Here is a 14,015-nt window from a genome sequence, read left to right on the forward strand (position 1 = left end):
ACCGGTCGGGAACGCAACCGGCGGCCGAGCCGGGGCCTCACCTGCAGGAACGCAGGTCGCGTCCTACTTCAGGAGACTCCGGGCGATCACCATGCGCTGCACCTGGTTGGTGCCCTCGTAGATCTGGGTGATCTTGGCGTCGCGCATCATGCGCTCGACCGGGAAGTCCTGCGTGTAGCCGGCGCCGCCGAACAGCTGCACGGCGTCGGTGGTCACCTGCATGGCCACGTCGGAGGCGAAGGCCTTGGCCGAGGCGGAGAGCATCGTCAGGTCGGAGCCACCCTGGTCGCCGCGGGCCGCGGCCACGTAGACCAGGTGCCGGGCGGCCTCGATCTTCATGGCCATGTCGGCGAGCATGAACTGCACGCCCTGGAAGTCGGCGACCGCCGAGCCGAACTGGCGGCGGTCCTTGGTGTAGGCGATGGCCGCGTCCAGCGCGCCCTGCGCAACACCGACGGCCTGCGCGCCGATGGTCGGCCGGGTGAGGTCCAGCGTGCGCAGCGCCGTCCTGAAGCCGGTGCCGGGCTCGCCGACGATCCGGTCCGCGGGGACCGTGCAGTCGGTGAGGTAGAGCTCGCAGGTCGGCGAGCCCTTGATCCCCATCTTCTTCTCCTTCGGCCCCACCGCGAAGCCCGGGTCGTCGCGGTGGACGACGAACGCGGAGACCCCGTTCGCCCCCTGCTCCGGGTCGGTGACCGCCATGACGGTGAACCACTCGGAGACGCTGGCGTTGGTGATCCACGCCTTGGTGCCGTTGAGCACCCAGCTGTCGCCGTCCCGCCGGGCGCGGGTGCGCATGGCCGCTGCGTCCGAACCGGCCTCCCGCTCGGACAGGCCGTAGCTGATCATCGCGTCGCCGGCGGCGATGGAGGGCAGCACCTGCTGCTTGAGCTCCTCCGACGCGGACAGGATGAGCGGCACCGAGCCCAGCTTGTTGACCGCGGGGATCAGCGAGGCGCTGACGTCGACCCGGGCCACCTCCTCGATCACGATGCAGGTGGCGACGGCGTCGGCCCCCTCGCCGCCGTACTGCTCGGGGATGTGGGTGGCGTGGAACCCCGCCGCGGTGAGCGCCTTCTGCGCTTCGACCGGGTACCGCGACTCGGCGTCGACCTCGGCGGCGAACGGCGCGATCTCCTGCTCGGCGATCTCGCGGACCGCCTCGCGGATCGCCTCGTGCTCCTCGGTGAGCGCGTACAGCTTAACGTTGTTACTCACGAGTAGATCGTAGGCCCGGCCGGGCCGCGCCGGAAGCGTCCTCACCCCTGGGCGGGGGCGGGTCAGTCCGCGCTGAGCCGCTCCTGCAGGGCGGCGTCCCGGGCGAGCACGGACTCGGCGAGGTCGGCCTGGAACCGGGCCACCGCGGCCCGCAGCTCGGGGTCGCCGGCGGCGAGGATCCGCACCGCGAGCAGGCCGGCGTTGCGGCCGCCGCCGATCGACACGGTGGCCACCGGCACGCCGGCGGGCATCTGCACGATCGACAGCAGGCTGTCCAGGCCGTCGAGCCGGTCCAGCGGGCGCGGGACGCCGATGACCGGCAGCGGCGTCGCGGCGGCGACCATGCCGGGCAGGTGCGCCGCTCCCCCGGCGCCGGCGATGACCACGCGCAGCCCGCGGTCGGCGGCCGTCTCGGCGTACTCGAGCATCCGCCGCGGTGTGCGGTGCGCGGACACGACGTGCGCCTCGAACGGGACGTCGAACTCCTGCAGCGCCGAGGCTGCGGGCTCCATCATCGGCCAGTCGGAGTCGCTGCCCATGACGATGCCGACGACGGGGTCGGTGTCGGACTCGGTCACGGTGCGGCTCCTCAGTGCTCGTCGGCGAAGGCGAAGGCGGGGTCGACCACGCCGTCGGCGAGGTAGCGGGCGGCGCCCACCGCCCGGGCACGCACCTCGGCCAGGTCGTCGCCCAGCACGGTGACGTGCCCCAGCTTCCGGCCACGCCGCTGGCCCTTGCCGTACCAGTGCAGCTTCACGTCCGGCCAGTGGGCCATGAGGTGGTGCACCCGCTCGTCGAGGGCCGGGCCGGTCCAGTCCGCGGCCGAGGCGGCGCCGCCGAGCACGTTGGCCATCACGACCACCGGCGCGGTCATCGCCGTCGACCCGAGCGGATAGTCCAGGACGGCGCGCAGGTGCTGCTCGAACTGGCTGGTGCGGGCGCCCTCGATCGTCCAGTGCCCGGAGTTGTGCGGACGCATCGCCAGCTCGTTGACCAGCACGCCGTCGGCGGTCTCGAACAGCTCGACGGCGAGCATGCCGACCACCCCGAGCCGGTCGGCGATGCGGACGGCGAGCTCCTGCGCCGCGGTGGCCTTCTCCTCGCTCAGCCCCGGCGCCGGGGCGTACACCTCGTTGCAGACGCCGTCCCGCTGGACGGTCTCGACCACCGGCCAGACCGACACCTGCCCGAACGGCGAGCGGGCCACCTGCGCGGACAGCTCCCGGACCATCTCGACCCGCTGCTCGGCGAGCAGCGTGCCGTGCGCGGCGAGCAGCTCGGCCGCGAACTCCTCGTCGGAGACGACGAAGACGCCCTTGCCGTCGTAGCCGCCGCGCGGGGTCTTGAGCACCACCGGCCAGCCGGCGGTGGCGGCGAAGCGGGCCACGTCGGCGCCGGTGTGCACCTCGGCCCAGGCCGGCTGGGGCTCCCCCGCATCGGTGAGGGCGCGGCGGAGCACCAGCTTGTCCTGGGCGTGCACCAGCGCCGCCGGACCCGGAGCGACCCGGTGGCCGTCGTCCTCCAGCGCCCGCAGGTGCTCGGTGGGCACGTGCTCGTGGTCGAAGGTCAGCACGGTCGCGCCGTCGGCCACCCGGCGCAGCGCCCCGAGGTCGCGGTGGTCGCCGAGGACGACGTCGGCCGCGACGAGCGCCGCGGACTCGGCCGGGTCGGTGGCGAGGACCCGCAGCGACTGCCCGAGGGCGATCGCCGCCTGGTGCGTCATGCGGGACAGCTGACCGCCGCCCACCATCGCCACGACGGGCAGGCCGGTACGGGGGTGCAGAGGGGTGGTCATCGCGGACCACGGTAGCGAGCGGCCGTGTCCGGCCCGCGGCTGCGTCAGGTCAGGACGGCGGCGCGGATGACCGCGCCGGCCTGCCCGGCCACCTCGGGGGTCGGGTGGATGCCGTCCGGGCTGGTGCCCGGAACGAAGGCCCCGCCCTGGGACACCGCCACCCAGGGGTCGACGAACTCCCACCCCTGCTGCTGCGCCAGCGCGGCCAGCTGGGCGTTGAAGTCCAGCACGCGGGCCGGGAAGAAGTCCGAGGGCGGGATCGCGGACAGCACGACGTGGCCTTCGCCGACCGCGGCGACGACCCCCAGGAGGTGCTCCTGGCTCGCTGGCCAGCCGACCCCGGTGGCGAGGTCGTTGGTGCCGCCCAGCAGCACGAGGACGTCCGCGGCGAGGCCCGCGGCGCCGGCCTGCATCTGCTCGGTCGTCGCCCCCGGGACCGCCCATCCGCCGCGGAACTCCAGCGGCGCGCCCCAAAAACCGTGCTGCCAGGACTGCGGTCCCGGGGTGTCGGCCCGGTCGTTCGGCCCGGTGCCGGCGGTGATCGAGTCACCCACGACGACGACGGTGACGACGTCGGTCTCGGCCGCGGGCGGGAGGGGGAGCGGAGGCGCGGACGGCGAGCCGGCCGCGGGGGCCGTCGTGGCGAAGGGCGCGGAGGGAGCGGAGGCGTTCCCGGCGACCGCCGTCCCGGCGAGCGCGCACCCGCTCAGCAGCAGGAGGACCGCGAACGGGCCCAGTTGTCGGAGGGCGGAGAGGACGCGTCGCATCCGCCCATCGTCGCACCGCCCGCGCCTCCCGAACGCTGGTCAGGGCCGGCCCGGCACCGGGCGGCAGTCGCGGGGGCAGCGCGGCCCCTCGCGCGCCAGCTCCGCGATCTGCGCCGGGGTGGCGAGGCCGGTCAGGTCCCGGCCGTTCCGCTCGGCGAGGAACCAGACCATCGCCAGCGCCCGTTCCCCCTCGCGCTCGGCGGCGACCTGCTCGTACGTGGCCCGGCCCGAGTTGAGCCGGTCGGTCAGGGCCGCGACCTCCTCGACCATGGTGCGACCCTCCGCGAGGCCGAACGCGAAGTCCCGCGGCAACTGGTACCGGCCAGTCAGCCAGGCCTCCCGCTCCTCGAGGTGGTGCAGGCCGACGGGGACGAGCGCGGCCGCGGCGACCGCGGCGACCCCGAGCGCGCGCACGACGGCGGGCCGGCGCCGGACCAGGTGGTCGACGGCCACCGCCAGCGCCAGCCCGGCGACGATGGGGATGGCGATGGTCCGCCGTACGCCGAGCACGCCGCCGCTCACCGCGTAGAGGACGACCGTCAGGACCAGGGTCCCCGTCCACGGCCACAGCCGGGGCCGCCACGCGGTGGCCAGGACCAGGCACATCGCGAGCGCGACGGCGAGCCACAGCGAGCCCAACGCGGGGGCCGCGGTGAAGAAGTAGTAGGAGTCCCCGCGCTCCGTCAGCTCCCGCAGCAGCTCGTCCAGGGCGTCCACCGGGTCGGCCGACTCGACCGAGCCGCCGCCGATGACGATCCTCCCGCCGCCCTCCCACCACACCAGCGGGAAGCAGACGACAGCCGCGCCGACCACGGTCGCGCCGAGGACGCCGAGGGTCTCGCCCAGCCGCCGCGGCGAGCGGACGAGCCGGACCAGCGCGACGACGCCGGCCGCCCCGGCCCAGGCGAGACCGGCGCCGTAGGTGGACACGCTGATGCCCGCGGTGACGGGGGCGAGCACCCACCAGCGCCGGTGGGAGGTGACCAGGAGCAGCGTGGCCATCCCCCACAGCGCCTCCAGGCCGTTCTCGGTGGCCAGCCAGGCCAGCGCGCTGACGCCGGGCAGCAGCACGACGACGGCCGCGCCGAGCGCGGAGGTGGCTCGACCGCAGGACAGCCGGCGCCGCAGCACCAGGTAGGCGAGCGGCGCGAGCAGGGCCATCGCGCCGGCCTTCCAGTCCCGGCCGTAGAACAGGTCCGGCGACGGGTCCAGGAGGGAGAAGACCCAGAAGTGCACGTGCCCGCCGAAGTTGGTCGCGTACTCGGTCGGCTGGAACCGGGCCGGGACGGCGACGACGTCGAGGATGCTGACCGAGACCTCCTCCCCGGACAGCCACTGCTGGACGTCCACGGCGGCGGCCGCGGCGAGGTTCATGGCGGCGGCGAGGGCGAACAGGACCGCAGCGACGGCTGCGTCGATCCACACCCGGGTGCCGGCCGGCGCATCGCGCACCGGGACCGCGGTCGACCCGGTGGCGCTCAACCCCGCGCCTTGCGCCGGAGTCTCGGGACCAGGAGGAGCGCCTCGGCCGCGATCCGGGCGTTCATCTTGGACTGCCCGTGCTCACGGTCCCGGAAGACGATCGGCACCTCGACGACCCGGAACCCGGCGCGGACCGCCCGGTTGGTGACCTCGATCTGGAAGGCGTACCCCTGGGCCTCGATCGTCTCCGGCTCGATCGCCTGGAGCACCGAGGCCCGGAAGCACTTGAAGCCGCCGGTCAGGTCGGCGACGTCCAGCCCGAGCACGAGCCGGGCGTACACGGAGCCGCCGCGGGAGAGCAGCCGCCGCGACAGCCCCCAGTTCGCCACTCCCCCGCCGGGCGTGTACCGGGAGCCGATCGCCATGTCGGCACCGGCGCGCACGGCGGCCACCAGGCGAGGGATGTCGGCGGGGTCGTGGGAGAAGTCGGCGTCCATCTGCAGCAGGACGTCGGCCCCGTGGGAGACCGCGTGGGTGAAGCCGTGGACGTAGGCGCGGCCGAGGCCCTGCCGCTGGGGCCGCACGAGCACCTGGACCTGCGGCAGCTCGGCGCTCAGCGCGCGGGCCCGCTCGGCGGTGCCGTCCGGTGAGGAGTCGTCGACCACCACGATCCAGAACTCCGGGAGGTCGCAGGAGGTCAGCGCCGCGTGGATCGCCCGCAGCGCGGGCTCGATGTTCTCGATCTCCTGGTAGGTGGGCAGCACCAACCACACCGGGCCGATGGCCTGCCGGTCGGTTCCGGACGCAGCCCCCCGCGCCTGCTCGTCCCGAATCATCGACGGCGATGGTAGGTGAGCGCGCGGCCGGACCCGGGCCGAAACCGTGGACGCGGCCGTGTCGGGAGCGCGTCCCCGGGTTGGCAGGACCCGGGCGGGCAGGACCCGGGGCGGGCACGCGGGCGACTCGTCCGCGGCGGCAGCCGGAGGTGGGTCCACCTAGAGTTGGCCCGTGCACGTCATCCCGCGGCTCCTCGACCGCGCCGGAGTCACCTGGCGCATCCTGCTCAAGGAACTCAGCGCGTTCGGCGTCGTGGGTGCCCTGTGCTTCGTCGTGGACCTCGGGCTGTTCCAGCTGCTGTACGCACACGTCGGGGTCGGGGCGGTCACCTCCAAGCTGCTGGCGACCCTCGTGTCGATGACCCTGGCCTACTTCGGGCACCGGTACTGGTCGTTCTCCCACCGGGCCCGCACCGGCCTGCGCCGGGAGTACTCGATCTTCTTCCTGGTCAACGGCGTGACCCTGCTGCTGGGCCTGCTACTGGTCGCGATCGTGCGCTACCCGCTCGGTCAGGAGGGTGCGCTGGCCCTGCAGGTGACCAACGTCGTCTCCATCGGCCTGGGCACGGTCATCCGCTTCCTGGCCTACCGCCGCTGGGTGTTCGTGTCCAGTGACGCGCCGGCCGCCGTGGCGCACCAGCTGGACCGCGAGCGCCGCGAGTCGGCCGCCCAGCAGGACGCGCCCGCCGCCGCCTGAGCCGCCGGCTCGGCCGGCCGGCGGCGAGCCGACCGGCGGGGCCAGCCGACCGGTGGGGCCAGCCGGCCGGCCGGGTCAGCCGGCCGGTGCCGAGCCGGTCAGCCGGCCAGCCGCGAGCCGTCCCGGCCGGCCACGACCTCCAACCGGCTGGGGATCCGGGTGCGCAGCTCCTCGACGTGACTGATCACGCCGACGGTGCGGCCGCCGCGGCGCAGCTCGTCGAGGACGGTCATCACGGCGTCCAGCGCCAGCGGGTCGAGCGTGCCGAAGCCCTCGTCGACGAAGAGCGTCTCGATCTGCACCCCACCGCTCTCCGCGGTGACGACGTCGGCGAGCCCGAGCGCCAGCGCCAGGGAGGCCATGAAGCTCTCCCCGCCGGACAGCGTCTTCGTCGGCCGGCGGGCCCCGGTGTACTCGTCGAGCACGTCCAGGCCCAGCCCGCCGCGGGCGCCGTGCCGGCCCTGGGCATCGCTGTGCAGGAAGGTGTACCGCCCCCCGGACATGTCCCGCAGCCGGCGGCTGGCCACCTCGGCGACCTGCTCCAGCCGCGCGGCGAGCACGAAGGACTGCAACCGCATCTTCAGCGTGTTGGCGCCGCGGCCGTTGACCAGGTCGGCGAGGGCGGTGACCTGCTCGGCCACGGCCCGCCGCTCGTCGAGCTCCACCTCGACCGCGGTGAGGTCGGCGGTCAGCTCGTCCAGGTCCGCGGCGCACCGGCCGGCCTCGGCCAGCGCCGCCACGGCCGCCTCCCGGCGCGCCGTCGCCGAGCGGCAGCCGGTGAGAGCCGCCTCGAGGTCGGGACGGGGGGCCAGGTCGGCGAGTTCCGGCTCGGCGAGCGTGGCCGTGACCACCGACCACTGGTGGTCGTGCTCGGCGACGCGACGGCCGATCTCGGCGGACCATCCGCGCTCGAGCAGCGCGCCGGCAGCGGTCAGCAGGTCGGGGAACCCCGCGTCGGCGACCCGCTCCTCGGCCAGCCGACGCGCCGCGTCGGCCGCGACCCGGGCGCGGACCTCGTCGTCCTCGGCGGCGACGAGCGCCTCGCAGCGTTCCGCCTCCCCGACCAGCCGGCGCACCCGGGCGGGCAGGTCGCAGTCCTCGCCCCGCGCCGCGGTCAGCCGCTCCCGGACCTCGGCGAGCGCCTCCGCGGTGGCGGCGAGCTCGGCCCGGCGGCGGGCGATCTGCTCGCGGGCGGCCACGCGGGCCGCTGCGGCGGTGTCCCGTTCGGCGACCAGCGTGGCGAGCCGGCGGCGGAGCTCGTCCAGTCGCTGGGCCTGCGCCCGCACCGCCCTCTCCTCGGCGGTGGCGGTGGCCACCGCCGAGGCCTGCTCGGCGACCGGCTGCTCCCCGCCCTGCGCCCGCAGGACGGCGATCCGGCGCTCGGTCTCCTCGACCAGGCGGGCCGCCGCGTCGTACCGCACCTCCTGCTCGGCGGCTGCGGCGCGAGCCGCGTCCTCGTCGGCGCGGGTGACCAGTGGCCCCTCGTGCCGGGCCAGCCGGGGGTGCTCGACCGCACCGCAGACCGGGCAGTCCACGCCGTCGGCCAACCCCTCCGCGAGCTCGGCGGCCATGCCGTCGAGCCGGCGGGTGCGCAGGTCGTCCCAGCGCTCCCGGGCGTCCAGCCACGCCTCGCGGGCGGCCGACGCCTGCTCCCGCCGGGCACGCAGGCCCTCGGCGAGGTCCTCGGCGGCCCGGGCCGCCGCGAGCGCCTCCTGGCGGCGGGCCAGGTCGGCGGTGAGCCCCGGCAGGCGGGCGGCGGCGTCGCCGGCGGCCTTCACGGCCGCGTCCGCATCGGCCAGCCGGGCGGACTCGGTGACCGCGGCCGCCTCGTCCCGCTCGGCCGCCGTCTCCAGCCGGCCCAGCTCCCGCTGGCCGCCGGTGACCTGCGCCTGGAGTCGCTCCGCGCGGTCCACCTCGGGCAGCAGGGAGCGCAGGGCCGCGACCTCGTCGCGCAGCGCCCGGGCCAGCAGGTTGTCCGCGGACCGGCCGGCGGCGACCTCGGTCCAGTCCCTGCGGACGGTCGTCAGCCGCGCGAGGGCCGCCTCGTGCGCCACGGCGGCGCGGCCGGCCGCCTCCAGGACGTCCCGCACCGGCTCGGCGCGCTGCCCTGCCTCCAGCACCGCGCGCAGCGGGTGCAGCTCGGCCGCCTCGGCCTGGAGGTGCTCCAGCTGGGCCCGGGCGCGGTCCCGGCGGTCATGCCGGGCGGCCTCCGCGCGGGCGGCCGCCAGGGCAGCGTCCTCGCGGGTGACCTCCGCCGCCGCCGCGGCCGCGGCCTGCTCCCGCTCGGTCAGCCGCGCGGCCACCTCGGCCCGCACCCGCTGGACCCAGACCCCGGCGTGGGCCGCCGCCGCCGCGCCGACGAGCTCGGGCGCGAGCTCCTCGGGCACGTCGACGTCGGCCACCTGGGCGACCCGGGCGAGCAGCGTGCTCGCCCGCAGCTGCGCCTGGTCCAGCTCCTGGCGCGCGGCCGAGCGCTGCTCGGCCAGCCACTCCTCGACCCGGGCGAACCGGCCCACGTCGAACAGGGTGCGCAGCAGCCGCCCCCGGTCCTCCGGCTCGGCCCGCAGGAACCGTGCGAAGTCGCCCTGCGGCAGCAGGACGACCTGGCAGAACTGCTCGGCGGACAGGCCGAGCCGGGTGCGCAGGTGCTCGGACCCCTCGTCGATCCGGGTGCTCACCGGCTCCCAGCCCTGCGCCGTCCACCGCTGGACGGTCAGCCGGGCCTGCTCGGTGGTGACGCCGGTCCCCCGGCGCTTGGGCCGCTGCTGCTCGGGACGGCGGGTGACCAGCAGCCGCTCTCCGCCGAGGGTGACCTCGCACCGGACCTCGGTGCGCACCTGGTCGGCGGCGTGGTCGCTGCGCAGCCGCTTCTCCTCGCCGCGCGCGCCGGGAACGGTGCCGTAGAGCGCGTAGACGACCGCGTCCAGCAGGGTGGTCTTGCCCGCTCCGGTGGGGCCCCAGAGCAGGAACAGCCCGTCGCGGGCCACGTCGTCGAGGTCGACCTCGACCCGGTCGGCGAACGGACCGAAGGCGGCGAGCTCCAGCCGGTGGACCCTCACAGCGCGGCCTCCTCACGGTCCACGGCGGCCAGCGCCCGTCCCAGCAGGGTCCGCTCGGCCTCGGTGGCGGGCACACCCCGCACGTGCGCGACGAACTCGCCGGCCACCTCGAGGTCGCTGCGGCCGGTGAGCCGCTCCTGGTAGCTGCGCCCGTTGGCCCCCGCCCCGGCGCCGGCCCACTCCAGGTGCACGCAGTGCGGGAACCGGGTCTGCAGGTGACGCATCGGGTCGGTCGGGCGCACCGGGTCGGTGAGCTGGACGGAGACGAAGTGCTCCTCGGCCGGGGTGTGGCCGGGGTCGGCCAGCAGGTCGGCCAGCTCGCCGCGCAGCACGGTGAGCTTCCGGGGTACGGGCAGCGGCACCGGCCGGACGTCGGCGAGCCCACCGGCGTCCAGCTCGACGAGCCACGCCTGCTTCTGCTGGCCGGCCTCACCGAAGGAGTAGGCCAGCGGCGAGCCGCTGTACCGCAACCGGGGACTGAGCGTCTGCGGCCGGTGCAGGTGGCCGAGCGCCACGTAGTCGACGCCGTCGAAGACCGAGGCCGGCACCAGGTCCACCCCGCCGACGCAGATGTCGCGCTCGCTCTCGCTGGCCACCCCGCCGCCGACGAACGCGTGCGCGAGCACGACCGAGCGGGTGCCCGGCCGCAGGAACAGGTCGGCGCGCACCCGGTCCATGGCCGCGGCCAGCACCGCCTCGTGACTGCGGGCCTCGGGCAGCCCGAGCTCGTGCCGGGCGACCTCCGGCTCAAGGTAGGGCAGGCCGTAGACCGCGACCTCGCCGTGCTCGTCAGCGACCAGCACGGGCTCGTCGAGCACGGCGGTGGCCGCGCGCACGTGGACGCCCGAGCGGGCCAGCAGCCCGGAGGCGAAGCCGAGCCGCCGCGCCGAGTCGTGGTTGCCGGGGGTCAGCACGACTACGGCGCCCGCAGCCCGCAGCCGGGTCAACGCGCGGTCGAGCACGGCGGTCGCGTCCGCGGAGGGGACGGCGCGGTCGTACACGTCCCCGGCGACCACGACGACGTCGACCTGCTCCTCGGCCACCACCTCGGCGAGCCGGCGCAGCACCGCGTCCTGTTCAGCGAGCAGGTCGGTGCCGTGCAGGGACCTGCCCACGTGCCAGTCCGAGGTGTGCAGCAACCGCATGGACCGACCGTAGGTCCGGGCACCGACAGAACGGCCCGGCACCCCGGGACGGAGGGGACCGGTGGGACGGACCGGGGTCAGAGGTACTGCCGGGTCGCCCCGCCGCCCCAGGGCCGGCCCCATCCGTCGAGGGGGGCCACCGGCTCGCCGGCCCGGCGGTCGGCGTCCTCCTCGACCAGCTGGGCGAGCAGCTGCTGGACCTCGTCGCTGTCGGGGATGGCGCTGAAGACCGTGGGGCCGCCGTCCCCCGCCGTCTCGATGGTGAGCGTCCCCGAGTTGACCAGCCGGTCCCAGAGGCTCTGCCGGTAGGACACGTCGGTCATGCGCGACAGGCCGATGTCCCGGCCGTGCCGGGCGAGGACCCCGGTGCGGAACAGCAGCCGGTGCGTGGTGATCACGTAGTGGGTGGTCCGCCAGCGCAGCAGCGGGACGACGACGAGCACCAGCGCCAGGGCGGCGGCGGCCCCGCTCACGACCAGCCGCCACAGCGCCTGCTGGTCACCGGCCGGCACGAGCGCCGCGCCGAACGAGGTGGCACCGACGATCACCAGGAGCAGGACGACGGGCCAGAAGACCGTGGTCCAGTGCGGGTGGAGGTGCCGGACGACCTCCTCGTCCTCCGTGAGGACCTTCTCCGGATACGCCACGGGTCCAGGATCGCCGACAAGTCGGCCCGGGTCACGCACTCCGGCGGCGGTCCCCGTCCCGTGTCCGGTGCGTCAGGAGCTCGTCGGCGACCGCGCCGTCCCCGGCCAGGGTCTGCTGGACCGCCCGCGGACGCTGCGGATCGGCCTCCGGCGACACCGGGGCACCGACCACGCCCGTCCCCTCCTGGGGGACCCCGTCGCGCGTGCCGTCGGCGAGGACCTGGGCCGGGAGCGGCCGGCGGCTGACCCAGCGGCCCGGGCCGCGGCGGCGCAGCGCCTTGCGGGCCGGCTCCTCGATGCAGGTGTAGGCCAGGTGGGCGAGCAGCACCACGAAGAGCAGCACCTGCGGGACGAGGAAGGAGCCCAGCGCGCTGCCCGGGCCGATCCGCGGCTCCCAGAGCATGTAGGACCAGAAGATCTCGAACACCGGCACGTGGACCAGGTAGAGGCTGTAGGAGATCCGCCCGCCGTGGACCATCGGCCCGGCCGACAGCGCCTTGCTCAGCCCCCGCTGGGACAGCGCCAGCGCGCCGATCAGCACCGGGAAGAAGACGACGACGACCCCGCCGTACTCGGCGCCGCCCTGACCGCGCCAGAAGCCCCACCAGATGCCCGCGAGGATCTCGATGAGCGCGATCACGGCGACGACAGCGGCGATCTGGTCCACCCGCCGGGTGGCCCGGACCTTGCGGACGGCGAGGCAGGTGAAGGCGCCGGCGAGGAAGCCGCCCGCGATCCGGAGCAGCCAGCTGTGGTCGAAGTACGGGTCGCCGGTGCGGTAGCAGGCGTAGGCGAACGGCACCATGCAGGCCACCGCGAGGACGGCGAGCACCCAGGCGGGCGCCTTGCGCAGCCGGTACAGCACCAGCACGACGACGGGGAAGCAGAGGTAGGCCAGCCACTCCGCGCTGATCGACCACGCCGCGCCCACCCAGGACGAGCCCGCGAACGAGGCCTTGTCCCAGAGCTGGATCATCAGCATCTGCTGCACCCAGTGCCACCAGGTCACCGTGGGCTGCACGGTCTGCCACACGACGAAGTCGTCGGGGATGCGCGAGGCCCGGTACAGCATCCAGAGGCCGAACAGCGAGATGACCGTGGCGTACACCGGCCAGATCCGGCAGATGCGCGCCCACAGGAAGCCCACCGTGCCCCGGACCGAGGGCCGCGAGCCCAGCTTGTCCAGGTACGTCAGCGTGATGACGAAGCCGCTGAGGACGTAGAAGAGGTCGACCCCCAGTGCCCCGGTGTGGACCAGCGGGCGCAGCGGCTCCCAGTAGCGCGTGTAGGCGTCCCCCGGGGTGAAGGAGAAGTGGAAGCAGACGACCCAGAGCGCAGCGACGATGCGCAGCCCGGTCAGCGACCGGACCTCGCCCTTCAGGGCGACCGGCGTCTCACTGGCAGAGGTCACAGGTATCCCCCGGGGTGCAGCGACCTGGGCCGCTCTGGCGCAACCACTCGAAGTTACCTGCCGCGGGCCCGCACGCCGACTCCTGGCGTCACAGCCGCCCCTGCGCTCCCGTGGGCCTCGGGCGCACGTGCCGGACGTCGCCGGAGGCGAGCTCGAGGACGCCGGAGGACGTGTGCACCACGAGCCGGCCGTCCCAGTCGACGGCCTCGGCGACCCCCTCCAGCGTGGAGCCGTCGGGCATCGTCACCGCGACCTCCGTGCCGACCGTGCTGCACCAGGCGAGGTAGTCCCGGGCGAGACCGGAGGCGACCGGGTCCCCGAGTGCACCCACCCAGGCCCGGTAGCGGCGCTCGAACGCGCGGAGGAAGCCGAGCAGCAGTGCGCCCCGGTCGACCGGCCCGCCCCGCACCAGCTCCAGCGAGGTGCCGGTGCCGGGCAGCTCCTCGGCGCGGGTGGACACGTTGAGCCCGACGCCGAGGACGACGGCGCCCGCGCCGGCCTCGGCGAGGATGCCGGCGAGCTTCGTGCCGTCGGGCGCGAGCAGGTCGTTAGGCCACTTCAGCGAGGTGCGGACGCCGGCGACCTCGGACACCGACTCGGCGAGCGCCACCCCGGCCAGCGGCGACAGCCAGGCGCGGCGGGCGGCGGGGACGTCGGGCCGCAGCAGCACCGACACCGTGAGCCCGGCCCGCGGAGGCGAGGTCCAGCTGCGGTCCAGCCGCCCCCGGCCGGCGTCCTGGTGCTCCGCGACCAGGACCGCGCCCTCGGGCTCGTCCTCGGCCGCCCGGGCCGCCAGCGCGGCGTTCGTGGACCCGATCCGCTCGACCACCTCGAGGGACCGCCACAGCCCCCCGCCGGCGGTGAGCTCGGCGGCCAGCGCCCGCTGGTCCAGCGCCGGCCGGACGGGGGCTGCTGCTCCGGGCGGGTCCGTGTCGGTCACGTCACCTACGCTACGGCTCCGTGAGTGAGCATCGCAGCGAGCGCCGGCGAGCGAGGAGCGGAGCGAACGGCCTCGCGC

The 14,015-nt window shown here is 75.5% G+C and carries 12 protein-coding genes; 1 reads left to right on the forward strand and 11 read right to left on the reverse strand.

Going from position 1 to position 14,015, the window contains the following annotated elements; all coding sequences use genetic code 11:
• Positions 1 to 63: 63 nt before the first annotated feature.
• The 6 genes from HK417_RS13730 to HK417_RS13755 form a co-directional block, all read right to left on the reverse strand.
• Positions 64 to 1,218 carry an acyl-CoA dehydrogenase family protein gene (locus tag HK417_RS13730; protein WP_222267347.1) on the reverse strand — a complete coding sequence of 385 codons (1,155 nt, stop codon included), beginning with the start codon at positions 1,216 to 1,218 and terminating at the stop codon, positions 64 to 66.
• Positions 1,219 to 1,280: 62 nt separating this feature from the next.
• A complete protein-coding gene (purE, locus tag HK417_RS13735; protein WP_308123572.1) occupies positions 1,281 to 1,796 on the reverse strand; it encodes a 5-(carboxyamino)imidazole ribonucleotide mutase in 516 nt (171 codons plus the stop codon).
• 11 nt (positions 1,797 to 1,807) lie between these two features.
• Positions 1,808 to 3,013 carry a 5-(carboxyamino)imidazole ribonucleotide synthase gene (locus HK417_RS13740; RefSeq protein WP_222267349.1) on the reverse strand — a complete coding sequence of 402 codons (1,206 nt, stop codon included), beginning with the start codon at positions 3,011 to 3,013 and terminating at the stop codon, positions 1,808 to 1,810.
• A 44-nt stretch (positions 3,014 to 3,057) separates the two neighbouring features.
• Positions 3,058 to 3,780: an SGNH/GDSL hydrolase family protein gene (locus HK417_RS13745; RefSeq protein ID WP_222267351.1), complete on the reverse strand. Its 723-nt coding sequence runs from the start codon at positions 3,778 to 3,780 to the stop codon at positions 3,058 to 3,060.
• 39 nt (positions 3,781 to 3,819) lie between these two features.
• On the reverse strand, positions 3,820 to 5,262 hold the full coding sequence (locus tag HK417_RS13750; RefSeq protein WP_222267353.1) for a hypothetical protein: 1,443 nt from the start codon (positions 5,260 to 5,262) through the stop codon (positions 3,820 to 3,822).
• Positions 5,259 to 6,038, reverse strand: a complete 780-nt coding sequence (locus HK417_RS13755; protein WP_222267355.1) for a polyprenol monophosphomannose synthase — start codon at positions 6,036 to 6,038, stop codon at positions 5,259 to 5,261. The genes HK417_RS13750 and HK417_RS13755 overlap by 4 nt, the downstream gene beginning before the upstream one ends.
• A gap of 172 nt (positions 6,039 to 6,210) precedes the next feature.
• Here HK417_RS13755 and HK417_RS13760 point away from each other — a divergent pair, with 172 nt between their 5' ends.
• A complete protein-coding gene (locus HK417_RS13760; protein ID WP_308123573.1) occupies positions 6,211 to 6,735 on the forward strand; it encodes a GtrA family protein in 525 nt (174 codons plus the stop codon).
• Between the two features lie 98 nt (positions 6,736 to 6,833).
• Here the strand turns inward: HK417_RS13760 and HK417_RS13765 are convergent, their stop codons facing one another.
• The 5 genes from HK417_RS13765 to HK417_RS13785 all read right to left on the reverse strand — a co-directional run bounded on the left by HK417_RS13765 (position 6,834) and on the right by HK417_RS13785 (position 13,937).
• Positions 6,834 to 9,794, reverse strand: a complete 2,961-nt coding sequence (locus HK417_RS13765; RefSeq protein ID WP_222267357.1) for an AAA family ATPase — start codon at positions 9,792 to 9,794, stop codon at positions 6,834 to 6,836.
• Positions 9,791 to 10,939 (reverse strand): exonuclease SbcCD subunit D, encoded by a 1,149-nt coding sequence (locus HK417_RS13770; RefSeq protein WP_222267359.1) that lies wholly within the window; start codon positions 10,937 to 10,939, stop codon positions 9,791 to 9,793. Before HK417_RS13770 ends, HK417_RS13765 begins: the two co-directional genes overlap by 4 nt.
• A gap of 77 nt (positions 10,940 to 11,016) precedes the next feature.
• Positions 11,017 to 11,586 (reverse strand): PH domain-containing protein, encoded by a 570-nt coding sequence (locus HK417_RS25430; protein WP_222267361.1) that lies wholly within the window; start codon positions 11,584 to 11,586, stop codon positions 11,017 to 11,019.
• 31 nt (positions 11,587 to 11,617) lie between these two features.
• Positions 11,618 to 12,997, reverse strand: a complete 1,380-nt coding sequence (locus tag HK417_RS13780; RefSeq protein WP_222267363.1) for an acyltransferase family protein — start codon at positions 12,995 to 12,997, stop codon at positions 11,618 to 11,620.
• An 88-nt stretch (positions 12,998 to 13,085) separates the two neighbouring features.
• Complete coding sequence (locus HK417_RS13785; RefSeq protein ID WP_222267365.1) at positions 13,086 to 13,937, reverse strand: biotin--[acetyl-CoA-carboxylase] ligase; 852 nt, start codon at positions 13,935 to 13,937, stop codon at positions 13,086 to 13,088.
• Positions 13,938 to 14,015 lie beyond the last annotated feature (78 nt).

The organism is Modestobacter marinus (assembly GCF_019799945.1).
Taxonomy (GTDB): Bacteria; Actinomycetota; Actinomycetes; order Mycobacteriales; family Geodermatophilaceae; genus Modestobacter; species Modestobacter marinus_B.

Coding starts and splice junctions, on each gene's coding strand:
- HK417_RS13740 (WP_222267349.1), bottom strand. CDS start 3,013: ATGACCACCCCTCTGCACCCCCGTACCGGCCTGCCCGTCGTGGCGATG.
- HK417_RS13745 (WP_222267351.1), bottom strand. CDS start 3,780: ATGCGACGCGTCCTCTCCGCCCTCCGACAACTGGGCCCGTTCGCGGTC.
- HK417_RS13755 (WP_222267355.1), bottom strand. CDS start 6,038: ATGATTCGGGACGAGCAGGCGCGGGGGGCTGCGTCCGGAACCGACCGG.
- HK417_RS13770 (WP_222267359.1), bottom strand. CDS start 10,939: ATGCGGTTGCTGCACACCTCGGACTGGCACGTGGGCAGGTCCCTGCAC.